The organism is Actinomadura madurae (assembly GCF_047130825.1).
GTDB lineage: Bacteria > Actinomycetota > Actinomycetes > Streptosporangiales > Streptosporangiaceae > Spirillospora > Spirillospora madurae.
In genome coordinates, this window is sequence record NZ_CP083237.1 from 1471526 (window position 1) to 1494985 (window position 23460).

At 74.6% G+C, this 23460-nt stretch carries 20 protein-coding genes, 1 tRNA gene and 1 pseudogene; 14 read left to right on the forward strand and 8 right to left on the reverse strand.

What is annotated here, in order from left to right:
- Positions 1-47: 47 nt before the first annotated feature.
- Both K8Z49_RS06885 and K8Z49_RS06890 read left to right on the forward strand, forming a co-directional pair.
- The gene (locus tag K8Z49_RS06885) at positions 48-848 is read left to right on the forward strand and encodes a tryptophan 2,3-dioxygenase (RefSeq protein ID WP_412517856.1); all 801 of its coding nucleotides are present in this window, start codon (positions 48-50) and stop codon (positions 846-848) included.
- Positions 838-2145 carry an FAD-dependent oxidoreductase gene (locus K8Z49_RS06890; protein WP_075022469.1) on the forward strand — a complete coding sequence of 436 codons (1308 nt, stop codon included), beginning with the start codon at positions 838-840 and terminating at the stop codon, positions 2143-2145. The genes K8Z49_RS06885 and K8Z49_RS06890 overlap by 11 nt, the downstream gene beginning before the upstream one ends.
- Here K8Z49_RS06890 and K8Z49_RS06895 read toward each other — a convergent pair.
- The gene (locus tag K8Z49_RS06895; protein WP_412517857.1) at positions 2074-3570 is read right to left on the reverse strand and encodes a DHA2 family efflux MFS transporter permease subunit; all 1497 of its coding nucleotides are present in this window, start codon (positions 3568-3570) and stop codon (positions 2074-2076) included. The two genes, K8Z49_RS06890 and K8Z49_RS06895, sit on opposite strands and share 72 nt — an antisense overlap.
- Before the next feature lie 82 nt (positions 3571-3652).
- On the opposite strand from K8Z49_RS06895, the gene K8Z49_RS06900 reads away from it, so the two are divergent.
- Positions 3653-3895, forward strand: coding sequence for a hypothetical protein (locus tag K8Z49_RS06900; protein WP_024936464.1), 243 nt, complete (start codon positions 3653-3655; stop codon positions 3893-3895).
- Here K8Z49_RS06900 and K8Z49_RS06905 read toward each other — a convergent pair.
- From K8Z49_RS06905 to moaA, 3 genes are read right to left on the reverse strand one after another with little or no spacing between them, the layout of a single operon-like run.
- Positions 3892-4164 (reverse strand): DUF6457 domain-containing protein, encoded by a 273-nt coding sequence (locus K8Z49_RS06905; RefSeq protein WP_024936463.1) that lies wholly within the window; start codon positions 4162-4164, stop codon positions 3892-3894. The two genes, K8Z49_RS06900 and K8Z49_RS06905, sit on opposite strands and share 4 nt — an antisense overlap.
- Positions 4165-4214: 50 nt before the next feature.
- Positions 4215-4781, reverse strand: coding sequence for a molybdenum cofactor guanylyltransferase (locus K8Z49_RS06910; protein ID WP_024936462.1), 567 nt, complete (start codon positions 4779-4781; stop codon positions 4215-4217).
- Between the two features lie 5 nt (positions 4782-4786).
- On the reverse strand, positions 4787-5776 hold the full coding sequence (moaA, locus tag K8Z49_RS06915) for a GTP 3',8-cyclase MoaA (RefSeq protein WP_024936461.1): 990 nt from the start codon (positions 5774-5776) through the stop codon (positions 4787-4789).
- A gap of 143 nt (positions 5777-5919) precedes the next feature.
- Between moaA and K8Z49_RS06920 the strand changes: the two genes are divergently transcribed.
- Positions 5920-6726: an alpha/beta hydrolase gene (locus K8Z49_RS06920; protein WP_075022471.1), complete on the forward strand. Its 807-nt coding sequence runs from the start codon at positions 5920-5922 to the stop codon at positions 6724-6726.
- Positions 6727-6741: 15 nt separating this feature from the next.
- Here K8Z49_RS06920 and K8Z49_RS06925 read toward each other — a convergent pair whose 3' ends face one another.
- Positions 6742-7935 carry an RtcB family protein gene (locus tag K8Z49_RS06925; RefSeq protein ID WP_021600021.1) on the reverse strand — a complete coding sequence of 398 codons (1194 nt, stop codon included), beginning with the start codon at positions 7933-7935 and terminating at the stop codon, positions 6742-6744.
- Between the two features lie 143 nt (positions 7936-8078).
- Complete coding sequence (locus tag K8Z49_RS06930) at positions 8079-9836, reverse strand: selenocysteine-specific translation elongation factor (RefSeq protein WP_075022472.1); 1758 nt, start codon at positions 9834-9836, stop codon at positions 8079-8081.
- 289 nt (positions 9837-10125) lie between these two features.
- On the opposite strand from K8Z49_RS06930, the gene K8Z49_RS06935 reads away from it, so the two are divergent.
- Together K8Z49_RS06935 and K8Z49_RS06940 are read left to right on the forward strand one after the other, a co-directional pair.
- Complete coding sequence (locus tag K8Z49_RS06935) at positions 10126-11556, forward strand: MFS transporter (RefSeq protein ID WP_021597803.1); 1431 nt, start codon at positions 10126-10128, stop codon at positions 11554-11556.
- Between the two features lie 116 nt (positions 11557-11672).
- Positions 11673-13553 carry a propionyl-CoA synthetase gene (locus K8Z49_RS06940; protein WP_075022473.1) on the forward strand — a complete coding sequence of 627 codons (1881 nt, stop codon included), beginning with the start codon at positions 11673-11675 and terminating at the stop codon, positions 13551-13553.
- A gap of 10 nt (positions 13554-13563) precedes the next feature.
- Here K8Z49_RS06940 and K8Z49_RS06945 read toward each other — a convergent pair whose 3' ends face one another.
- Both K8Z49_RS06945 and selD read right to left on the reverse strand, forming a co-directional pair.
- On the reverse strand, positions 13564-13836 hold the full coding sequence (locus tag K8Z49_RS06945; protein WP_075024148.1) for a hypothetical protein: 273 nt from the start codon (positions 13834-13836) through the stop codon (positions 13564-13566).
- A gap of 81 nt (positions 13837-13917) precedes the next feature.
- Positions 13918-14910 (reverse strand): selenide, water dikinase SelD, encoded by a 993-nt coding sequence (gene selD, locus K8Z49_RS06950; protein WP_412517858.1) that lies wholly within the window; start codon positions 14908-14910, stop codon positions 13918-13920.
- Between the two features lie 178 nt (positions 14911-15088).
- On the opposite strand from selD, the gene K8Z49_RS06955 reads away from it, so the two are divergent.
- The 8 genes and pseudogenes from K8Z49_RS06955 (at position 15089) to K8Z49_RS06990 (ending at position 23358) form a co-directional block, all read left to right on the forward strand.
- The gene (locus tag K8Z49_RS06955; RefSeq protein WP_412517859.1) at positions 15089-16927 is read left to right on the forward strand and encodes an AMP-dependent synthetase/ligase; all 1839 of its coding nucleotides are present in this window, start codon (positions 15089-15091) and stop codon (positions 16925-16927) included.
- Between the two features lie 10 nt (positions 16928-16937).
- Positions 16938-17033, forward strand: a tRNA-Sec gene (locus tag K8Z49_RS06960).
- A 39-nt stretch (positions 17034-17072) separates the two neighbouring features.
- A pseudogene (locus K8Z49_RS06965) lies at positions 17073-17276 on the forward strand (DUF3099 domain-containing protein); the annotation flags it as partial.
- Entirely contained in the window at positions 17273-17899 is a 627-nt protein-coding gene (locus tag K8Z49_RS06970) for a trimeric intracellular cation channel family protein (protein ID WP_021597798.1), read from the forward strand. The pseudogene K8Z49_RS06965 and the gene K8Z49_RS06970, both read left to right, overlap by 4 nt.
- 48 nt (positions 17900-17947) lie before the next feature.
- Positions 17948-18760, forward strand: a complete 813-nt coding sequence (gene fdhD, locus K8Z49_RS06975) for a formate dehydrogenase accessory sulfurtransferase FdhD (protein WP_021597797.1) — start codon at positions 17948-17950, stop codon at positions 18758-18760.
- 160 nt (positions 18761-18920) lie between these two features.
- Positions 18921-19853, forward strand: a complete 933-nt coding sequence (locus K8Z49_RS06980; protein ID WP_021597796.1) for a metal-dependent hydrolase — start codon at positions 18921-18923, stop codon at positions 19851-19853.
- Between the two features lie 71 nt (positions 19854-19924).
- Positions 19925-21694, forward strand: coding sequence for an SDR family oxidoreductase (locus K8Z49_RS06985; RefSeq protein WP_412517860.1), 1770 nt, complete (start codon positions 19925-19927; stop codon positions 21692-21694).
- 50 nt (positions 21695-21744) lie between these two features.
- Complete coding sequence (locus K8Z49_RS06990; RefSeq protein ID WP_412517861.1) at positions 21745-23358, forward strand: phytoene desaturase family protein; 1614 nt, start codon at positions 21745-21747, stop codon at positions 23356-23358.
- The last annotated feature ends 102 nt before the right edge of the window (positions 23359-23460 follow it).

The following is a 23460-nucleotide window of genomic DNA, read 5'->3' on the forward strand; positions in this document are numbered from 1 at the left end:
GATCCCATATGCTGCGGACCACATCCGTTGTGTCGCAAGGAGGCGTGATGGCGGATTCGCCGACGATGACGTACGGCGGCTACCTGAAGCTCGACGAGCTCCTGGCCTGCCAGGAGCCGAAGACCCGGGCCCACGACGAGCTGCTCTTCGTGATCATCCATCAGGTCTACGAGCTGTGGTTCAAGCAGATCCTGCACGAGGCGGCGCTGCTGCAGCGCCGGCTGGAGGAGGGCAACAGCGCGGGCTCGCTGCACACCGCGCGCCGCATCGCCAAGATCCTCAAGACCGTGGTCGGCCAGCTCGACGTCCTGGAGACCATGACGCCCCGGCAGTTCGCCGCCTTCCGCGACGCGCTCGGCAACTCCAGCGGCTTCCAGAGCGAGCAGTTCCGCGAGATCGAGGCCGTGCTCGGCCGGCGCGGGTTCCCCGCCTCGGACCTGCGCGGGGACGGGCGCCTCCAGGCGGCCGTCACCCGCCCGTCGATCTTCGACTCGCTGCTGCGCTACCTCGCCGGTCGCGGGCTGCCCGTCCCCGCGGAGGCGCTGGAGCGCGACGTCTCCCGGCAGTGGGATCCGCACCCCGGCGTCCAGAAGGTGCTCCTCACCGTCTACGCCGACGAGTCCGGGCCGGCCGCCGAGGTGTGCGAGGCGCTGGTCGACGTCGACGAGGGCATCCAGGAATGGCGGTACCGGCACCTGAAGATGGTGGAGCGGACGATCGGCGCGAAGATCGGCACGGGCGGGTCGGCCGGCGCCGACTACCTGCGCCGCACCCTGTTCGCCCCCGCCTTCCCCGACCTGTGGGAGGTCCGCTCGCAGACCGAGGAGGTCCCCGTCCATGGCGGGTGACCGGGACCGGGTCGCGATCGTCGGCGCTGGCCTCGCGGGCTGCCTGCTCGCGGTGCTCCTCGGCCGCCGCGGCATCCCGGTGACGGTGTACGAGCGGCGCCCCGACCCGCGCGTCGCGGGCGCCGAGCGCGGCCGCTCGATCAACCTGGCGATCTCGGCCCGCGGGCTGGCCGCGCTGGAGCAGGTCGGGCTGCGCGACCGGTCGCTCAAGCGGGCGCTGCCCATGCACGGGCGGATGGTCCACCCCCTGCGCGGGGCGCCGAACTTCCAGCCCTACAGCGCGGACGGCGAACGCGCGATCAACTCCATCAGCCGCGCCGAGCTCAACCGGTCGCTGCTGGACACCGCCGAGGCGACGCCCGGGGTCACGCTGCGCTTCTCCCGGCGCGTCACCGGCGTCGACACCGCGGCCGGGGCCGTCCTGCTGGAGGACGGCGACCCCGAGCCCGCCGGCGTCGTCCTCGCCGGGGACGGCGCCTACAGCGCGGTCCGCCGGTCCCTCGGGCCGGGCGAGGACGCCGACTTCCTGGAGCACGGCTACAAGGAGCTGACCGTCCCGCCGAAGGACGGCGGGTTCGCCCTCGACCCCGACGCGCTGCACATCTGGCCCCGCGGCACCTCGATGATGATCGCGCTGCCGAACCTCGACCGGTCGTTCACCTGCACGCTTTTCTGGCCGAAGGACGACCTCGCCGCCCTCGACTCGCCGGAGAAGATCACCGCCTACTTCGAGCGGCACTATCCCGACGTGGCCGGCCTGATGCCCGGCCTGGTCGACGACTACGCGAACAACCCGGTCGGCTCGCTGGTCACCGTCCGCTGCTGGCCGTGGACGGTCCGCGGGGACGGCGCGACCGTGGCGCTGCTCGGCGACGCCGCGCACGCGATCGTCCCGTTCTTCGGGCAGGGCGCCAACTGCGCCTTCGAGGACTGCATCGAGATCGACCGGTGCCTGACCGAGACGGGCGGCGACTGGGCCCGCGCGCTGGCCCTCTACCAGGAGCGGCGCAAGGCCAACACCGACGCGATCGCCGAGATGGCGCTGGACAACTTCGTGGAGATGCGCGACCGCGTGTCGTCCCCGGTGTACCGGGCGAAGCAGGCCGCGACGCACGCCCTGGAGCGGCGCCTGGCCGGACGCTACGTCTCCCGCTACGAGCTGGTGTCGTTCTCGACGATGCCGTACGCGGAGATCCCGGCCCGGATCAGGCGGCAGAACCTGGTGCTAGCCGCGGCCGTCGCCGGTGCCGCGGCGGCTCTCGGTCTCGGCGCGCGCGCCCTCCGCCGCCGGCGCTAGCGCGGCGCCGCGGCGCCGCTCGCGGCGGCCGGCGGCGAGGTCCGCGCCGGCCGCCGCCAGCGCCGCCAGCACGAACACCAGGATGACGATGAGCCCGTGCCGGAACGCCGCCGCCCAGTCCCCGCCCGTCCCGGCGACCGTCGCGAAGAACACCGACCCGGCGGCGGCGATGCCCATCGCGGTGCCGACGCGCTGGCCCGTCTGCAGGACGCCCGCCGCGCTGCCGCCCTCGGTCGAGTCCACCTGCGACAGCGTCAGCGTCTGGTTCGGCGAGATGACGAGGCCCGTGCCGACGCCGGCCACCGCCAGCGGGGCCGCGGTCGCCCAGGCGACCCCGGAGCCCGGCACCAGCTCGACCGCGACCCAGGCGGCGCCGAGCCCGGCCAGCACCAGGCACAGGCCGGCGGCGACGAGCGACCGCCCGTAGCGCGTCACGACCCGGCCGCCGGCCGCGGACGCCGCGCCGGACCCGACCGCGAACGGGGTGATCGCCAGGCCCGCCCCGAGCGCGCTGTAGCCGAGGCCGTTCTGCAGGTAGAGGGTGAAGATGAAGAAGACCGCGGTGAACCCGGCGAAGAACAGCAGCGCGATCGCCGCGCCCAGCGTGTAGGAGCGGAGCCGGAACAGCGCCAGGTCGACCATCGGCGCCGCGGCCCGGCGCTCCCACAGGGCGAACAGCGCGATCAGGACGGCGCCCCCGAGGACCAGCAGCCACTTCAGGTCCGTCCTCCACTGCTGCTCCTGGGCGAGCGGCAGCAGCACGCAGAAGACGCCCGCGCCGAGCAGCAGCACCCCGAGCGGGTCCAGGCCCTGCCGCTCCCCGTAGACCGGGGCGGGCAGCAGCCGCCACGCCAGGAACAGCGCCGCGACCCCGACCGGGATGTTGACGTAGAACACCCACCGCCAGCCCTCCTCGGGCCCGGACAGCGCGATCAGCGCGCCGCCGAGCAGCGGTCCCACGGCCGTGGCGATCCCGATCACCGCGCCGAGGGCGCCGAACGCGCGCCCGCGCTCGGCGCCCTGGAACAGCTGCTGGATGAGCCCCGCGACCTGCGGGTTGAGGATCCCGCTCGCGACGCCCTGCACGAGCCGCGCCAGCAGGAGGAACAGGACCGTCGGGGCCATGCCCGCCGCCGCGCTCGCCACCGTGAACAGCGCGAGCCCGGTCATGAACACCGCGCGGCGGCTGCGGGCGTCGCCGAGCCGCCCGGCCGGGACGAGGACGAGCCCGAACGTCAGCGCGTACCCCGACACGATCCACTGCAGCTCCGCCGGGGACGCGTCCAGGCCCGCCCGGATCGAGGGGAGCGCGACGTTGACGATGCTGACGTCCAGCAAGGTCATGAACGCCGACACCAGGCAGACCGAGAGCGCCCGCCAGCGCCGCCGCCCCTCCTCGCCGTGCTCCGCGGCCGCTGTCCGCACGGGACCCTCCTATCCGGGGCCCGGCCCGGCGAAACGCGGGGCCGGGCCGTTCCGCACCGGCGCCCTGTGCCACAGTGGCCGGATGACCGACTCCGCTCCGGGGACCGGCCCCGAGGAACTGCTGTGCTCCGCCAAGGGATGCCGCGCCGACGCCGTGTGGGCGCTGCGCTGGAACAACCCGAAGATCCACACGCCGGACCGGCGGAAGATCTGGCTGGCCTGCGACGAGCACCGCGAGAGCCTGTCGGCGTTCCTGTCCCGCCGCGACTTCCTGAAGGACGTCGTGCCGGTCGCCGAGCGGAACGCCCCCGCGGACCGGGGCTAGGCGTCGTCCAGCGCGGGCTCGCCCGCCGGCGCGGGCACCTCGGCCTGCCAGCCCTCGGCCATCTCGGTCAGCCGGGCGGCGGCGTCGCGGGCCGGCGCGCCGCGCCCGACCGCGAGGCCGAGCAGGTACGCCGTCAGCGGCGCGCCGGGCCGCGCGACCCCGTGCGCGACGTCGCGGGCCAGGTCCAGGACGAGGCCCTGGTCGATGTCGCCGCGCTCCAGGCCGAGTTCGCGGCAGGCGGCGTTGATCCAGTCGTCGAGCACCGGCATTGGGTTCCCCCTTCGCGCATGGTCCTGGTGACCTGCCCACTCTCGCACCATCAAAGCAGCCGGCCGGCGGCGGCCAGCTCCTCGGGGGTGTCGCAGTCGTACCAGGGGGGACGGGCACCGGCCGGCAGCGCCACCGCCGCCGGCTCCAGCGGGCCGAGCAGGCCGCGCAGCGCGGCGCCGTCGTGGCCGTCCAGCGCGGCGCGCAGGGCGCCGGTGCGCCAGCAGCCGGCGAGCCACTGCTCGCGGCCCGCCTCGTCCACGAGCACCGCCCCGGGCCGCTCCCCCATCGCGTCGAGGAGCCGGGCGATGTGGACGGGACGCAGGAACGGCAGGTCGGCGGCCAGCAGCGCCAGCCTCGGCGCCCGCACCCGCGCGAGCCCGGCGCGCAGCGCGGGCACCGGCCCGGCGCCGGGCGGGTCCTCGCGGACGACGACCGCGTCCGGCAGCACGTCCCGCGGCGGCCCCACCACGACCAGCCGGGCCGCCCCGGCGACGGCGGCGGCCGTCCATTCGATCAGCGCGCGCCCGCCCACGGCCGCGGCGGGCTTGTCGGCCCCGAACCGCCGCGCCCGCCCGCCGGCCAGCAGCACGGCGTCGAACTCCGCGCCGCCGCGCACCGCGGTCAGCCGCCGATCGCGGACATCGGCCGCGCGGGCTGCAGGAACGACGGGTCGTCGATGCCGTGCCCGGCGCGCTTCGCCCAGACCGCCTTGCGCCAGCGCTCGGCCAACTCGGCGTCGGTGGCGCCGTCGCGCATCGCGTCCCGCAGGTTGGACTCCTCGGTGGCGAACAGGCAGTTGCGGATCTGCCCGTCGGCGGTGAGCCGCACCCGGTCGCAGGCGCCGCAGAACGGCCGGGTCACCGAGCCGATCACGCCGACGGTCTCCGGGCCGCCGCCGATCAGGAACGACTCGGCGGGGGCGCTGCCGCGGTCGTGCGCGGTGTCGGGGGCCAGGTCGAACTCGGCGGACAGCCGGTCCAGGATCTCGTCCGCGGTGATCATGTTCTTGCGGGTCCAGCCGTGCTGGGCGTCCAGCGGCATCTGCTCGATGAACCGCAGCCGGTAGCCGTGCTCCAGGCAGTACCGCAGCAGCGGGACGGCCTCGCCGTCGTTGATCCCGCGCATCAGCACCGTGTTGATCTTGACGGGTTCCAGTCCGGCGGCCCTGGCCGCCTCGAGCCCGCGCAGCACGTCCTCCAGCCGGTCGCGGTGGGCGAGCCGCTGGAAGGTCTCGCGGTCGAGGGTGTCGAGGGAGACGTTGACGCGGTCGAGCCCGGCCCCGGCCAGCGGCGCCGCCAGCCGGTCGAGCCCGATCCCGTTGGTGGTCAGCGAGATCTGCGGGCGCGGCGACAGCTCCGCCGTGCGCCGCACGATCTCGGCGAGGCCGCGGCGCAGCAGCGGCTCGCCGCCGGTGTAGCGGACCTCGGTGACGCCGAGGTCGCGCACCGCGAGGCCGACCAGCCGGACGACCTCGTCGTCGGTGAGCTGCTCCGGCTTCGGCAGCCAGTCCAGCCCTTCCGGCGGCATGCAGTACGCACACCGCAGGTTGCACCGGTCGGTGAGGGAGACCCGCAGGTCCGTCGCGGTACGGCCGAAGGTGTCGACCAGCACGGGCGCCCCTTCCTGATGCCCGGCGGGCCCGGCTCGCGGGCCGCCGGTGGGTTGCGGTCTGTCACTCCACCCTATTGCGGTGGTTGACGATCCGTCCCATCGCGAGAGACCGTTACGTTCCGTCGAGCGAGAGGGAGGCCGGAGTGACGACGTCGCGGGAGTGGGAGTTCGCCGGGACGCGGGGCGCGATCACCGTCCGCAGCTGGGCGGACGGCGAGCCGCGCTACATCGCGGTCCTCGCGCACGGCTACGGCGAGCACCTCGGCCGGTACGAACACGTCGCGGACGTCCTCGTGCGGCACGGGGCCGTGGTGTGCGGGCCCGACCACATGGGGCACGGCCGCTCGGCCGGCGAGCGCGTGCTGATCGAGGACTTCGAGGACGTCGTCGCCGACCTGCACACCACCGTCGAGGCGGCCCTCGCCGACCATCCCGGCCTGCCCGTCGTCCTGATCGGCCACTCGATGGGCGGGCTGATCGCCACCCGCCACGCCCAGCTGCACGGCGACGTCCTCGCCGCGCTCGTGCTGTCCGGGCCCGTCCTCGGCCGCTGGCACGTCGCGGAGCAGCTGCTGCCGCTGGAGGAGATGCCCGACGAGCCGATCGACACGTCCACGCTGTCGCGCGACCCCGCCGTCGGCAAGGCCTACACCGAGGACCCGCTCATCTGGCACGGCCCGTTCAAGAAGACGACGGTCCAGGCGCTCGACACCGCCCTCCGGCGCATCGACGAGCACGGCTCCCTCGGCGCGCTGCCGACCTTCTACGTGCACGGCGACGCCGACGAGCTCGTCCGTCCGCAGGACACCCGGATCGGCATCGAGACCGTCCGCGGGGACGACCTCACCGAGCGCCTCTACCCGGACGCCCGCCACGAGGTCTTCAACGAGACCAACCGCGACGAGGTCCTCGCCGACGTCACCGCGTTCATCGACCGCGCCCTCTCCTGACCTCTCGCCCCGTCTCTAGCCCTTGACGCAGATGAGCTGGCGCAGGTGCGCGACGACCTCCACGAGGTCGGACTGCGCCTCGATCACCGTCTCCAGGTCCTTGTAGGCGCCCGGGATCTCGTCGATGACGCCGCTGTCCTTGCGGCACTCGACGCCCCGGGTCTGCTCGACGAGGTCCTCGACGGTGAAGCTCTTGCGGGCCTTGTTGCGGCTCATCCGGCGGCCCGCGCCGTGCGAGGCGGAGTTGTACGCGCTGTCGTTGCCGAGCCCGCGCACGATGTAGGTGCCGGTCGCCATGGACCCCGGGATGATCCCGAGGTCGCCGCGGCCGGCGCGGATCGCGCCCTTGCGGGTGACCAGGAGCTCGACGCCGCCGTACTCCTCCTCGGCCACGTAGTTGTGGTGGCAGGAGATGACCTGGTTCCACTTGCAGCGCTTCTCGCCGAACCGCCGCGTCACGACGTTCTGCGCCAGCGCCATCATGACGGCGCGGTTGCGGCGCGCGTACTCCTGCGCCCAGAACAGGTCGTGCCGGTAGGCGTCCATCTTGGCCGTCCCGGTCAGGAACACCGCCAGGTCGTTGTCCGGGAGGTCCTGGTTGTGCGGGAGCCTCCGGGCGGCCTCGATGTGCTGCTCGGCCAGCTCGTTGCCGATGTTGCGCGAGCCGGAGTGCAGGACCAGCCAGATCGCGCCCTTGTCGTCCGCGCACAGCTCCAGGAAGTGGTTCCCGCCGCCGAGGGTGCCCATCTGGGACCGCGCGCGGCCGAGCCGGGACCGCACCGCCGGGTGCAGCTCGTCGAAGGCCTTCCAGAAGTCGTACCAGCCGCGCTCCTTCAGGTTCGGGAGCCCGGACGGGTCCACGGCCTGCTTGTGGGAGCCGCGCCCGACCGGGATCGCCTTCTCCAGGCGGCTGCGCAGCCCCGCCAGGTCGTCCGGCATGTCCTCGACGGTGAGCGACGACTTGGCGGCGGTCATCCCGCAGCCGATGTCGACGCCGACGGCGGCCGGCGACACCGCGTCCTTCATCGCGATCACCGAGCCGACGGTGGCGCCCTTGCCGTAGTGGACGTCGGGCATCACCGCGAGGCCCTCCACCCACGGAAGGGCGGAGACGTTGCGGAGCTGGTCGAGGGCGAGGTCCTCGACGGTGCCGGGGTCGGTCCACATCCGGATGGGGACACGGCCGCCCTTCAGCGTCTGGTACGGCATGCCACTCCTTCGTCGACGGGATCCGAACCGTGATCTATGACGCCAGAACCACCGATCGCGGTTCAACCGGTTTTCCCGCCGCCGCGCGGTTCATGACCGCCGCTTCATTACCGCCGCTTCATGACCGCCTATGACCGCCCGCTTCATGACCTCTCGGCGCGGCGCCGTTCGGTGAGGCCGAGCCGGTCCAGGTGGCGCAGCAGCGCCACGGCGACCCGGCGGCTGGTTCCCAGGGCCTCCCCGGCCTGCGCGGGCTTGAACGGCTGGGGCAGGCCGGTCAGGACGCGCAGCGCCTCCCGGTCGGCGCCGGGGAGCAGCACGATGTCGCCGTCCTCGTCCTCGATGCGCACGACCGCGCCGGCGCGCTCCGCCGCGGCGAGCACCTCGCCGGTGAGGCCGAGCTCGCCGAGGCGCTCCGGGGACGGCGGGTCGAACGGGGAGTCCGCGAGGTCGGCGCGCAGGCGCTGCACGCCCGCCGCCCAGGGCGGGGGCGGCGTCGCGGCGATCGCGGTGGCCGGCGGCTCCGGTGCCGGGGCGGGCGCCGGCGGGGGCACGGGGCCGTAGACGCGCCCGGCGTCCACCCGCAGCGGCGGGCGGACCAGGGCGGTGACGAGCTGCCGGGCCGGGAGCCCGAGGCGGAGCCGGACGGTCTCCAGCGGGATGCCCGGGGCGCGCGGGCTCGCGGCGGCGTGCCGGGAGGTCTCCTCGGCGAGCCGCTCGAACAGCGACTCCCAGTGCGCGGGGTCGGCGACCCACTCGCCGTTCAGCGCGACCGCGTCCTCCGGCGGCGCGCAGCCCATCAGCGACAGCTCCGACCGGCGGAGCACGCCGTGCCGCCGCAGCACGATCGTGCCGTCCGGGCGGTCGGGCCAGGACGCCAGCTCCCGCGCGCGGGCCGCCCCGGCGCCGCGCCGCACGAGCGTCGGCGGCCGGACGTCGAGGACGCTCACCCCGGCGATGGAGCGGCGCTCGGGGTCGCGCAGGACGCCGGTGTCGCCGAGGTGCAGGGCGACCCGGGTGTTCAGGGTCAGGCGGGCGGTGTCGGGGCCGAGGGGGCGCAGCCCGACCGGGACGGCGGCGGACCCGAGGTGCAGGGTCATCCGGCGGGCCAGCCGGCCGGACGCCTCACCGAACCTGGTGCGCACGTCGACGCAGGTGGTGTGGGTCCACGCGCCGGGGGTGACCAGGGCCATGCCGGCCTCCACGCGGCCCGCGTCGCGCAGGGTCAGCACGACGCGCGAGACGCCGCCGACCGACGTGCGGGGCTCCCCCGCGCAGCCGATCGTCCGCACCCGGACGCGCTCGCCGGCGGGCATGAGGAGCAGCTCGTCCCCCACGCCGACCGTGCCGGCGGTGAGGGTGCCGGTGACGACGGTCTGCCGCCCGGCGGTGAACGCGCGGTCGGCCCACAGCCGCACCGGGGCGGCCGGGTCGGGGACGGGCAGCCGGCCGGCGAGGCGGTCGAGCGCGGCGGTCAGCTCGTCGATCCCCGCCCCGGTGACGGTGCTGACGGGGACGGCCTCCATGCCGCGCAGCGCGGTGCCGGCGAGCTTGTCGCGGACCAGGCGCAGCGCGAGCTTGGGGTCCGCGGCGTCGGCCTTGGTGACCGCCAGGACGCCGGACCGGACCCCGAGCGCGCCGAGCGCCTCCAGGTGCTCGGCGGTCTGCGGCATCCAGCCCTCGTCGGCGGCGACGGCGAGCAGGACGGCGGGCGCCGGGGCGGCCCCGGCGAGCATGGCCGGGACGGACCGCTCGTCTCCGGGGACGTCCACGAAGGCCACGCGCCGCCCGGACGGCAGCTCGGTCCAGGCACCCGGTTCGCCGGGCTCCGTGCCGGTGAGGGCGCGCACGAGCGCCGACTTCCCGTGCCCACCGTGACCGGCGGTGGAGACGACCTGCATCAGCGTCCTTTCCGGACCTGACCGCGGCAGGCGTCACGAAGACGAGCCGTGCCGGGGGGACGAACGACGGGGGCCGCGCAGACGAAGGTCCACGGAAGGCAAGCTTATGGAGGCCGGGGCCCCGCACCAAAACCGGACACGCGAGCGGCCCGCATTCCACCTGCGATTCCTCCCCGTCACCCATGGGGTGACATGGCGGGGAATAACCACCCCCGCCGTACACTTACGTTCGCTAAGTAAATGGAGCGCCGCGCCGGCCCCCGGCGACCGGCCGACGCGGGAGGTTCGCATGACCGGCGCCCCGGCCAAGGCGCGCGAGGAGACCGGGCGCCCGCCCGCGGACGCCCGGCACACCGGGATCACGCTCCTCGCGCTGGCCGCCGCGGGGATGGTCGTGTCGGTGCAGCAGACCCTCGTGCTGCCGCTGCTGCCGCGGCTCATGGAAATCTTCGACGTCTCGATCACCGCGGTGACGTGGGTGTTCACCGCGTCGCTGCTGGCCGGCGCGGTCGCGACCCCGCTGCTGACGCGGTTCGGCGACATGTACGGCAAGAAGCGGATGGTCCTGCTGACCCTCGCCCTGCTGCTGGCCGGCTCGGTGCTGTGCGCGGTGTCGGGCTCGCTGCCGGTGCTGATCGGCGGCCGGGCGCTGCAGGGCGTGTCCGCCGCGCTGATCCCGCTCTCGATCGGCATGATCAGGGACACGTTCCCGGCGGAGCGCGTCACCACCGCGATCGGCATCGTCAGCGCCACCATGGGCGTCGGCGGCAGCGCCGGCATGATCGTGACGGGGCTGATCGCGACGCGCACCTCCAGCCACCATCCGGTGTTCTGGGTCGCCGCCGCGCTCGCCGCCGCGGTGCTCGTGCTGGTCGCGGTGACGGCCCGGGACGTCGGCGTCCGCGCGGGCGGGCGGCCCGACGTCGTCGGCGCGGCGGTCCTCGCGGTCTGGCTGGCCGCCCTGCTGCTCGGCATCAGCCAGGGCAACGCGTGGGGCTGGACGTCCGGCCGGGTCCTCGGCCTGTTCGGCGGCGCCGCCGTGCTGTGCGCGGCGTGGGTGGTGATCGAGCTGCGCGTCCGCGCGCCGCTGGTCCGGCTGAACCTGCTGGTCGGCCCGCGGTCGCTGTCGGCGAACGTCATCTCGGCGCTGCTCGGCTTCTCGATGTTCGCCGCGTTCACGCTGATCGCCGGGTTCGTGCAGGCGCCGTCCGCGGAGCTCGGGTACGGACTGGACGGCTCGGTCCTGGACGTCGGCCTCTACATGCTGCCGAGCACCGCGACCATGCTCGTCTTCTCGGCGATGGCCGGCCGGATCGCGGCGCGGATCGGCACCGCCTACACGCTCGCCACCGGGTCCGCCTTCGCCGGGCTGTGCTACGCGTGGCTCGCGGTGTCGAACTCCCACCCGTACGACATGCTCGCCTTCAGCTCCATCCAGGGCATCGGGTTCGGGATCGCCTACGCGGCGCTCGGCACGCTCGCCGTCCGGCACGTCCCGATGGACCAGAGCGGCATCGCCAGCGGGATCAACTCGCTCGTGCGCACCACCGGCGGCAGCATCGCCGGCGCCGCCACCGCGTCGATCCTGGCCGGGCGGGTCGTCGCCGGCTCCGGCGCGCCGACGCTCGGCGCGTACGAGACGTGCTTCTGGATCGTGGCCGCGGGGGCCGCCCTGGCCGCCCTCATCGCCGTCGCGCACGCCGTGCGTCACCCGGTGTGACGGCGCGGGCCCTTGACGAACCGGGCCCGCGCCATGCCCTATAGGTGTGCGGCCCGAATCACCGATTGGGGCCTCAAGGGCACACTCGGGCGAGGACCCGGCACCGGGAGGACGACATGGGCGCCTACGCGGCCGCGTACGAACGCAGCATCGCCGATCCGACCCGTTTCTGGGGGCTGGCCGCGCGGGACGTCCGCTGGCTCGTCCCGCCCGACCGGGTCCTGGACGACGGGGCGCCGCCGTTCTACCGGTGGTTCACCGGCGGCGAGCTCAACACCTGCGACAACGCCCTCGACCGGCATGTCGAGGAGGGCCGCGGCGAGCAGGCCGCGCTGGTCTACGACAGCCCGGTCACCGGGACCGTGCGGACCTACACCTACCGGGAGCTGACCGGGCTCGTCGCCCGGTTCGCCGGGGCGCTGCGCGCGCAGGGCGTCGACCGCGGCGACCGGGTGGTCATCTACCTGCCGATGGTCCCCGAGGCGGTCATCGCGATGCTGGCGTGCGCCCGGATCGGCGCGGTGCACTCGGTGGTCTTCGGCGGGTTCGCGGCGAAGGAGCTGGCGGTCCGCATCGACGACGCGCGGCCCAAGGCGGTCGTGTCGGCGTCCTGCGGCATCGAGGCCGGCCGGATCGTCCCCTACAAGCCGCTGCTGGACCAGGCGCTGGAGCTCGCCCGGCACAAGGTGGAGCGGTGCGTGATCCGGCAGCGCGAGCAGCTGCACGCCGACCTCGTCCGGCCCCGGGACGTGGAGTGGGACGAGGCGGTCGCCGCCGCCGGGCCCGCCGAGTGCGTGCCGGTCGCCGCCACCGACCCGCTCTACATCCTGTACACGTCCGGGACGACCGGGCGGCCGAAGGGCGTCGTCCGCGACAACGGCGGGCACGCGGTCGCGCTGCGCTGGTCGATGGAGAACGTGTTCGGCGTCGGCCCCGGCGACGTGTTCTGGGCGGCGTCCGACGTGGGCTGGGTCGTCGGGCACTCCTACATCGTGTACGCGCCGCTGCTCACCGGCTGCACCACGGTCCTGTATGAGGGCAAGCCGGTGGGCACGCCGGACGCGGGCGCCTTCTGGCGCGTCGCCGCGCAGCACCGGGTGAAGGTGCTGTTCGCCGCGCCGACCGCCATCCGGGCGATCAAGAAGGAGGACCCGGAGGGCGCGCTGCTCGCCGGGCACGACCTGGCCGCGCTGGACACGCTGTTCCTCGCCGGGGAGCGGCTCGACCCCGACACCTACCGGTGGGCGTCGCGCGTCCTGGACCGCCCCGTCATCGACCACTGGTGGCAGACCGAGACCGGCTGGCCGATCGTGGCGAACCTGCGGGGGCTGGAGCCGATGCCGGTCAAGGCGGGCTCGCCGTCGGTCCCGGTGCCGGGCTACGACGTGCGGGTGCTCGCGCCGGACGGGTCGTCCGTCCCGCCCGGCGGGGACGGCGACATCGCGATCCGGCTGCCGCTGCCGCCCGGCACGCTGCCCACGCTGTGGCAGGACGACGAGCGGTTCGTCGAGTCGTACCTGACGAAGTACCCGGGGCACTACCTCACCGGCGACGGCGGGCACATCGACGAGGACGGCTACGTGTGGGTGATGGGGCGCACCGACGACGTGATCAACGTGGCGGGGCACCGGCTGTCCACCGGGACGATGGAGGAGGTCATCTCGTCCCACCCGGCCGTCGCCGAGTGCGCGGTCATCGGCGTCCACGACCAGCTCAAGGGGCAGGTGCCGCGCGGCCTCGTCGTCCTCAAGAGCGGCGTGCTGGCCGAGCCGGGCGAGCTGTCGGCAGAGCTCGTGAGGATGGTGCGCGACCAGGTCGGGCCGGTCGCCGCGCTCAAGGAGATCTCCGTCGTGCCGGCGCTGCCCAAGACCCGGTCGGGCAAGATCCTGCGCGGGGTGATGCGGGGCATCGCCGACGGGCAGGAGGTGGCGGTCCCGTCCACGATCGAGGACCCGGACGTGCTGGACGATCTGCGCCCGGTCCTCCGGAAGGCCTAGCGCGCCGCCGCTAGGGGTGGTGGGTCCGTTCGGGCCAGACGATCGCCACCAGGGACACGCCGACGGCGGCGAGGGCGATCTGCAGGAAGGCCTCCCAAAGGCTCCAGCCTCCCTCGGTCAGGCCGGTCAGGTTCGCCAGGCCCGTCCCGGCGAACGCCGCGACCACGCCCGCGGCCATCAGCAGCCAGGCCGGCATGCCGGGCCGTCCCGGCACGACCAGCCGCCCGAGCGCGCCGATCGCCGCGCCCACGACGACGGCGGCGGCGAGCCCCCCGATGGTCATCAGCGCTCCCTTTACTTCCCCCGTAGCGTCCCTTCACGGGTCCCTACCCCGGACCTGGTGTCCGGAACACCCGGCCGCGGGTCAGCGGATGACGAGGGCGTGCCGCCCCCGGCCGACCAGCTCGCCGACGACCGGCGCGCCCGGGACCTCCCCGGCGACCAGCAGCCCTCCGGAGGTCTGGGCGTCGGCGAGGAGCAGCCGCTCCTCCTCGGCGATGCGGCGGAAGTCGGTGTGCGGGGACACCCAGGCCAGGTTGCGGCGGGTGCCGCCGGGGACGAACCCGTCCCGCACCGCTGCCCGCGCGCCGTCCAGGTACGGGACGGCGGAGGCGTCGACCACGGCCGTCACGCCGCTCGCCCGCGCCAGCTTGTACAGGTGGCCGAGCAGCCCGAAACCGGAGACGTCGGTGGCGCAGGTGGCGCCGCGTTCGAGGGCGGCCAGCCCGGACTCGGCGTTCAGCTCCGTCATCGCGTCGACCGCGTGGGGGAACACCTCGCCGGTCGCCTTGTGCCGGGCGTTGAGGACGCCGACGCCGAGCGGCTTGGTCAGCGTCAGGGGGACGCCGGGACGGCCCGCGTCCAGCCGCAGCAGCCGGTCCGGGTCGGCGATGCCGGTCACCGCCAGCCCGTACTTCGGCTCGGGGTCGTCGATGCTGTGCCCGCCGGCGATCGCGCACCCGGCGAGGGCCGCCATGTCCCGCCCGCCGCGCAGCACCTCGCGGGCCAGCTCGGCGGGCAGCGCGTCGGACGGCCAGCCCAGCAGGTTGAGGGCCATCAGCGGCTCGCCGCCGACCGCGTAGACGTCGGAGAACGCGTTGGCCGCGGCGATGCGGCCCCAGTCGTAGGCGTCGTCGACGACCGGGGTGAAGAAGTCGGCGGTCGACACCACGGCCCGGCCGCCCTCGATCCGCAGCACGGCCGCGTCGTCGCCGTCCGGGCCGCCGACGAGCAGGGCGTCGTCCCCGCCGGTCAGTCCGGCCACGACCCGCTCCAGCTCCCCCGGCGGGATCTTGCACGCGCCGCCGCCGCCGTGCGCGTACTGCGTCAGGCGGGCGACGGGGGCGAGTCGGGTCACCGCAAGATTTAACGCACAACTACCGCAAATGATCAACAAACGGACAGTACGGGGGCGGTCACGGTGGGCCGAACACACCGCCCGACCAGCACGGAAATCAGCGAAACGGCTTGTCCGAACATCGTTCGGCATGATGCGATTCCCCTCTGCAAGTTATCACTTACTTTCAAGGGGCGACATGGGGATCCAGGAACAGGCCGCACTCGACCCGGCCCTCGCGGGGAGCACCGTCTGCACGGTCCTGGCCGAGACCGCCGAGCGGCACGCCGGCAGGCCCGCCTACTCCGACCGCGCCGACGGCGGATGGACGACCCTCACCTGGGCGGACACCCGGCGCCGCGCGCTGGAGACGGCCGCCGGACTCGCCGCGCTCGGGCTGGAGCCGGGCGAGGTCGTCGCGCTGATGATGCCGAACCGGTCCGAGCACGTCCTGGCCGACCTCGGCGCCGTCCACGCCGGCGGCGTCCCGACCACGGTCTACGCGACCCTCGCGCCCGACCAGGTCGCCTTCGTCGCCGGCCACTGCGCGGCCCGGTACGCCGTCCTGGACGGCAAGGACCAGCTGGACCGCTGGCAGCCCGTCCTCGACCGCCTGCCCGACCTGCGCAAGGTCATCGTGGTGGACGCCGGCGCCTGCCCGGACGGCGACCGCTACCTGTCCTGGGACGCCCTCACCGAGCTCGGCCGCGAGCGGCTCGCCGCCGACCCCGACGAGATCGACCGGCGCTGGCGGGCCGTCAAGCCCGCCGACACCGTCACGCTCCTCTACACCTCCGGCACCACCGGCGACCCCAAGGGCGTCCTGATCACCCACTCGATGGTGCTGCACGAGGCGGAGATGGTGCGGCGCACCTCCGTCCTGCCCGAGCACCCGGCCGGCGTCTCCTACCTGCCGTTCGCGCACATCGCCGACCGCGTCCTCAGCTACTACCTGCCGATCCGGCTGGCCTCCCACGTCCGCTTCTGCCCCGACCCCGCCCAGCTGACCGGCGTGCTGGGCGAGGTGCGGCCGCACTCCTTCTTCGGCGTCCCGCGCGTCTGGGAGAAGATCATGGCCGGCATCCAGGCCGTGCTGTCCGCCGAGCAGGACGAGGAGAGGAAGCGCGCCGTCGCCCAGGCCCTCGACGCGGGCCGCGCCCACGTCACCGCCCAGGAGTACGGCAACACCCTCACCCCGGAGACCGCCGCCGCGTTCGAGGCCGCCGACCGGGCCGTCCTCACCCCGATGCGCGCCCTGCTCGGCCTGGACCGCGTCCGGCAGGCCTCCAGCGCCGCCGCGCCGCTGCCGGTCGAGGTGGCCCGCTTCTTCGCCGGCCTCGGCCTGAAGATCTTCGACGCCTACGGGATGACCGAGACCACCGGCGCCGTCACCGCCAACCTCGCCGACTCCTTCAAGCTCGGCACCGTCGGCCGCCCCTTCCCCGGCGTGGAGCTGAAACTGGCCGCCGACGGCGAGATCCTCGTCCGCGGCGCCACCTGCACCCCCGGCTACCTGCACCGCCCGGACGCGACCGCCGACCTGATCGACGCGGACGGCTGGGTGCACACCGGCGACGTGGGCCGCCTGGACGACGACGGCTTCCTCACCGTCGTCGACCGCAAGAAGGAGCTGATCATCACCGCCGGCGGCGAGAACATCGCCCCGTCCCTGATCGAGAACCACCTCAAGGAGCACCCCCTCGTCGGCCAGGCCCTCGCCTTCGGCGACCGCCGCCCCTACGTCGTCGCCCTCATCACCCTCGACGGCGAGGTCGCCCCCGTCTGGGCCGCCGCCCGCGGCGTCGACGCCACCGACCTGGCCGCCCTCGCCGCGCACCCCCTCGTCCTGGAGGAGGTCGCGAGGGCCGTCGACGACGCCAACACCCGCCTCGCCCGCGTCCAGCAGGTCAAGAAATGGCGGCTGCTCCCCGCCGAGTGGACCGCCGAGAGCGAGGAGCTGACCCCCACCCTCAAGCTGAAGCGCCGCGTCGTGCACACCAAGTACTCCGCCGACATCGACGGGCTCTACACCGGCTAAGATCGCCGGCGGAGGCGTGTGAGCGCCTGGTGGCCTCCCCGGCCTTCAAAGCCGACGGTCCCGAGGATCTCGGGACGGCGGGTTCGATTCCCGTACGCCTCCGCCACCTCCGTTCCCTGCGCCTCTCCCCGGCGCGGGCGCCGCGTACGGTGAGGGCATGAGGCATCGCAAGGCCGCGTACGGGGTGATGATGGGGACGTGCCTCACCCTGTTCGTGCTGGCCTGGGCGGTGGTGCGGTTCTACTCGCACGCCGCGGCGATCGCGATGTCGGTGGCGGCGCTGGTGATCCCGCCGTTCGCGGCGGTGGTGGCGAACTGGAACATCGACCGGACGGACCGCCGGGAGTGACGGGGCCGGGCGTCGCGGCCCTGCTGGACCTCGCCGGGATCTTCGTGTTCGCGGTGTCCGGCGCGCTGGCGGCCGTCCGGCAGCGGCTGGACGTCGTCGGGATGGTGGTGCTGGCCGAGATCACCGCGCTCGGCGGCGGGATCATCCGGGACCTGGTGATCGGGGCGGTGCCCCCGGCCGCGTTCACCGACCTCGGGTACGTGCTGGTGCCGCTCGCGGCGTCGGCGCTGGTGTTCTTCTGGCATCCGCAGGTGACCCGGCTGCTTCCGGCGGTGCTGCTGTTCGACGCGGCCGGGCTCGGGCTGTTCTGCACGACCGGCACGGTCAAGGCGCTCGACCACGGGCTGTCTCCGATCCACGCGGTGTTCCTCGGGGTCGTCACGGCGGTGGGCGGCGGCATCCTGCGCGACGCGCTCAGCGGGCAGATCCCGGCGGTGCTGTACGACCGGCAGCTGTACGCGCTGCCCGCGCTGCTCGGCGCCGCCGTCACGGCCGCCGCGGACGAGGCCGGGCTGCACGGCGCGGCCTTCGTCGCGGGCGGCGCCGTCCTGGCGTTCGGGCTCCGGGTGACCGCCATGCGGTACGGCTGGCGGGCGCCCCGGCCGCGCGGCATGCCCGACTGACCGCGGCGCCCGTTCATTACCGGCGCGTATCCGGGTACCGTCCACATCATGGGGCGGATCACCGTGCGACGGCCCGTGCTGCGGGTGAGCACCTCCGGCACGCGCGGCCGCAGGCCCGACACCCTCGCGGTCGAGGAACCGCTGGAGATCCGCGTCGCCGGCAAGCCGCTCACCATCACGATGCGCACGCCCGGCCACGACTTCGACCTCGTCGCCGGCTTCCTGGCGGCCGAGGGCGTGATCGCGGGCGCCGGCGACCTGGCGACCATGCGGTACTGCGCCGACACCGCCGAGCAGAACACGCTGGACGTCGCGCTGGCCCCGGGCGTCCCGCCGCCGGACGACTCCATGACCCGGGCGTTCACCACGACGAGCGCGTGCGGGGTCTGCGGCAAGTCCAGCATCGAGGCGCTGCGCTCCGACCGGCCCTACGAGGTGGCCGGCGATCCGGTCCTGCTCACCCCGGACGTCCTCGCCGCGCTGCCCGGGCGGCTGCGCGAGGCGCAGCGGGTGTTCGACCGGACGGGCGGCCTGCACGCGGCCGGCCTGTTCGACGCGGGCGGCGAGCTGCTGGCGCTGCGGGAGGACGTCGGCCGGCACAACGCCGTCGACAAGGTCGTCGGGTGGGCGCTGCGGCAGGGCCGGCTGCCGCTGGCCGGGACGGTGCTCATGGTGAGCGGGCGCGCGTCGTTCGAGCTGACGCAGAAGGCGATGACCGCGGGCGTGCCGGTGCTGGCGGCGGTGTCGGCGCCGTCGTCGCTGGCCGTCGACCTCGCCGAGGACGCCGGGATGACGCTGGTCGGCTTCCTGCGCGGCGAGACCATGAACGTCTACGCGGGTGCGGAGCGTATCGCCCTGTAGCGCGGCGCCACTTGTCATCACGGGCCGAAAACCAACCGGTAACTTGTTGGATCGGCCTCAAGAAACCCATCGCTTCACTGCAGTTGACTGCTTTCCCGATGCATACGCGTGCGGGCGCCCCGCGCCGCGCGGCTCCATGCGTGTGGAAGGCGAGGACGGTATGACGAGGCCCCTGGCGGACGGCGCGGCGGCGTCCATCGACGAGCGCCATCCTCCGATCAAGCCGCGGCGCGTCACCTTCGACTGGTCGAAGACCCCGCTGCACTGGGTGCCGGGCGACCCGGTGGCCACGCACATCATCAACTCCTTCCACATCGTCCTGCCCGAGGGCGAGAAGTGGTTCATCCAGTGCGTGAAGGACGCGCGCCCCCACATCAAGGACGAGCGGCTGCTGGAGGAGATCAAGGGGTTCATCGGGCAGGAGATGGTGCACGCCCGCTCGCACCAGGGCGTCCTCGACCAGATCCTGGAGCGCGCCGGGATCGACGTCTCGAAGATCACCGACGCGGCGGCGCGCGGCAACGCCGAGCGGCCCGCGCAGATGGCGGCGCTGAAGGAGCGCAACCCGCGGGCGTGGCGGCGCCGGCTGCGGTTCGAGCTGGCCGCGGTCGCCTCGATCGAGCACTACACCGCCGTGCTCGGCCAGTGGATCATGGACAACGAGCGGTTCGAGAAGTCCGGCGTGGACCCGACGATGCTGGACCTGCTGCGCTGGCACGGCGCCGAGGAGGTCGAGCACCGGTCGGTGGTGTTCGACGTCTACAAGGCGATGGGCGGCGGGTACGCCACCCGCGTCGCGGCGTGGACGGTGTCGCTGTTCTTCCTGTACTGGGCGCTGATCGGCGGCTCCCTGTACCTGCTCAAGCACGACCCGACGATCAAGCGGAGGGTGACGCCGCTGCGGGTCTACCGCTCCTACCGCAGGTCCGTCCGGCTCGGGCACGTGCCGGGCATCTTCAAGCTGCTGCTCGGCGAGGCTCCGGTCTACCTCAAGCCGAACCACCACCCGTCGAAGGTGTGCTCGACGCCGCGGGCGCTGGAGTACCTGAAGCGGTCCCCGGCCGCGAAGGCCGCGGGTTACGACCCGTACTAGCCCCGCCCGCGGCGGGCGTCACGGCGCGCGGAACCGGTGTACGGTTCCTCCAGACCACACAGGAGACCGCCATGACACCCCCCGCACCACCCGCCAGCACGAGGCGCGTCCGGGGCGACGGTGTCGACCTCGCCGTGTACGAGCAGGGCGACAGATCGCGCCCGACCGTCCTCCTGGTCCACGGCTACCCCGACACCCACGCGGTCTGGGACGAGGTGGCCGGACGCCTCGCCGAGCGGTTCCACGTCGTCCGGTACGACGTGCGGGGCGCGGGCGCGTCGTCCCGGCCGTTCGGGCGCAGGCGCTACACGTTCGCCTACCTGATGTCGGACATGCAGGCCGTGCTGGACGCCACCGCACCGGAGCGCAAGGTGCACCTCGTCGGCCACGACTGGGGGTCGATCCAGGCGTGGGAGGCGGCCTGCACGATGCCGGACCGCTTCGCCTCCTTCACCTCGATCTCCGGGCCGTGCCTCGACCACGTCGCGCACTGGACGCGGCGCAACCTGGCCCGCCCGACGCCGTCCAACCTGCGGCGGGCCGCGGGGCAGGCCGCCCGGTCCTGGTACATCCACCTCTTCCGGACACCGCTGCTGCCGGAGCTGCTGTGGCTGGCCGGGCTGTCCAAGCCGTTCACCAAGGCGCTGGAGCTGGGCGAGGGCGTCACCCCGCGCGACGGCCACCCGGCGAGGACGATGGCCCGCGACGCCGCGGCGGGGGTCGGGCTCTACCGGGCGAACGTGCTCCAGCGCCTCCGCAGGCCCCGCGACCGCCGCACCGACGTGCCGACGCAGGTCATCGTCCCGACGAAGGACCTGTTCGTCTCGCCGCACCTGGTCGGGCGGCTCGCCGAGCGGGTCCCGAACCTCTCGCTGCGCCCGATCGCGGCCGGGCACTGGGTGCCGCGCAGCCACCCGGACGTCGTCGCCCGCTGGATCACCGAGCACGTCACCGGCGTCCAGGGCCACCCGCTCGGCGCCGCGGAGTCCCGCGCCGTCCGGCGCGCCCGGGTCGGCCAGGACCGGCGCTCCTTCGAGGGCTCCCTCGTCGTCGTCACCGGCGCGGGCGGCGGCATCGGCCGCGCGACCGCGCTCGCCTTCGCCGAACGCGGCGCCGAGGTGATCGCCGCCGACCTCGACCCGGCCGCCGCGGAGCGCACCGCCGAGCTCGCCGGACGCGCGGGGCCGCCCGGCCACGCGTTCCAGGTGGACGTCTCCGACCCCGCCGCGATGGAGGACTTCGCCAAGTCCGTCCTGCACGCGCACGGGGTGCCCGACGTCGTCGTCAACAACGCCGGGATCGGCATGGCCGGGTCCTTCCTGGACCACACCGCCGGCGACTGGCGCGAGGTCCTGGACGTCAACCTGTGGGGCGTCATCCACGGCTCGCGGCTGTTCGCCCGGCAGATGGTGGAGCGCGGGCAGGGCGGCCACATCGTCAACACGTCGTCGGCGGCGGCGTTCACGCCGTCCCGCGCGCTGCCCGCCTACTCGACGAGCAAGGCGGCCGTGCTCATGCTGTCGCAGTGCCTGCGCGCCGAGCTGAAGGGCGAGGGCATCGCCGTCAGCGCCGTCTGCCCGGGGATCGTCGACACCGGCATCACCCGGACGGCCCGGTTCGTCGGCAAGGGCGGCGCCGACGAGGCGCGCAGCCGGGAGCGGGTGGCGCGGGCCTACGCGCGCCGCGGCTTCGGGCCCGAGCGCGTCGCGGAGCGGATCGTCGCCACCGTGCGCCGCGACCGCGCGGTCGTCCCGGTCACGCCGGAGGCGCGCCTCGCCTCCCTGACGTCCCGGGTGGCGCCGGGCGTGCTGCGGCTCCTCGCCCGCCTCGACGTGGGCTGAACGCCGCCCGCCCGGGTACCCGTAGGGTGATCACCGGGAGGCGGTGCTTCATGGCGGACGCCGTGGTCGTCGGCGCGGGCCACAACGGGCTCGTGGCGGCCAACATGCTGGCCGACGCGGGCTGGGACGTGGAGGTCCTGGAGGCGCAGCCCGAGCCCGGCGGCGCCGTGCGCAGCGACCGGGGCGTCCACCCGGACTTCGTCAGCGACCTGTGCAGCGCGTTCTACCCGCTCGGCGTGGCGTCGCCGGTGATGCGGGCGATGGAGCTCGAACGGCACGGGCTGCGCTGGCGGCACGCCCCGGCCGTCCTCGCCCACCCGCTGCCGGACGGGCGCAGCGCGGTCCTCGAACGCGACCGGGACGCCACGGCCGGCGGCCTCGACGCGCTCGGCGGCGGCGACGGGGAGGCCTGGCTCCGGCTCTGCCGCATCTGGGATGAGATGGGGGAGGACGTGCTGCGCGCCCTGTTCACCCCGTTCCCCCCGGTCCGGGCGGCGCTGCCGCTGGCGGTGTCGGCGCGGCGCGCGGGCGGGCTCCGCGTCCTGCGCTCCCTGCTGGCGCCCGTCCGCACGCTCGGGGAGCAGGAGTTCACCGGACCGGGCGGCCCGCTGCTGCTCGCCGGATCGGCGCTGCACACCGACATGTTCCCCGAGACGACGGCCGGGTCGGTCTTCGGCTGGCTCCTGGCGATGATCGGCCAGCGGGACGGGTGGCCCGTCCCCGAGGGCGGCGCGGGCGAGCTGACGGCCGCGCTCGTGCGGCGGCTGGAGTCGCGGGGCGGGCGGATGCGCTGCGGCACCCCCGTCGCGTCGGTCGTCGTCCGGAACGGGCGCGCGCTGGGCGTCCGCACCGCGTCCGGCGAGCCGGTGCGGGCCACCAGAGCCGTGCTCGCGGACGTGTCGGCGCCGGCCCTGTACGGCGGCCTCGTCGGCTGGGAGGACCTGCCCGGCTCGCTCCGGGCGGACATGCGCCGCTTCGACTGGGACCACGCCACCTTCAAGGTCGACTGGGCGCTGTCGCGGCCGATCCCCTGGGCCTCCCCCGGCGCCGGACGCGCCGGGACGGTCCACCTCTCCCCCGGCGTCGACGCGCTGACCGACTACAGCGCGCACCTCGCCACGGGGCGCGTCCCGTCCGAGCCGTTCGCGCTCCTCGGCCAGATGACGACCGCCGACCCCGCCCGCTCCCCCGCCGGAACCGAGTCGGTGTGGGCCTACACCCACGTCCCGCACCGGGTGAGGGCCGACGCCGGCCCCGACGGCATCACCGGCGCCTGGGACGAGCGCGAGCGGGCGGCCATGGCGGACCGGCTGGAGGACGCCGTGGAGCGCCTCGCGCCCGGCTTCCGCGCAACGATCCTGGACCGCCGCGTCACCGCCCCGCCCGGGTTCGAGGAGCACGACGCCAACCTGCGCGGCGGCGCGCTGAACGGCGGGACGGCGATGATCCACCAGCAGTTCGTGTTCCGCCCGGTCCCCGGCCTCGGCCGCGCCGAGACACCGGTCGCGGGACTCTACCTGGCCTCCGCGTCCGCGCATCCCGGCGGCGGCGTGCACGGCGCGTGCGGCGCCAACGCGGCCCGCGCGGCGCTCGCCCACGCGGGCCCGGGGGGACGCCTCCTCACCCCCGCCCTCAACGCCCTGTCCCGCCTCCTCGCCCCCTAGCGACCGCGGGCCGGGGCGAAAACCGGACGACGGCCCGCCTTCCCGGCGCGGGAGCCGGAGGTTTACCGGCTCGGGGTTTCCCCGGACGCCGGAACATGCGAC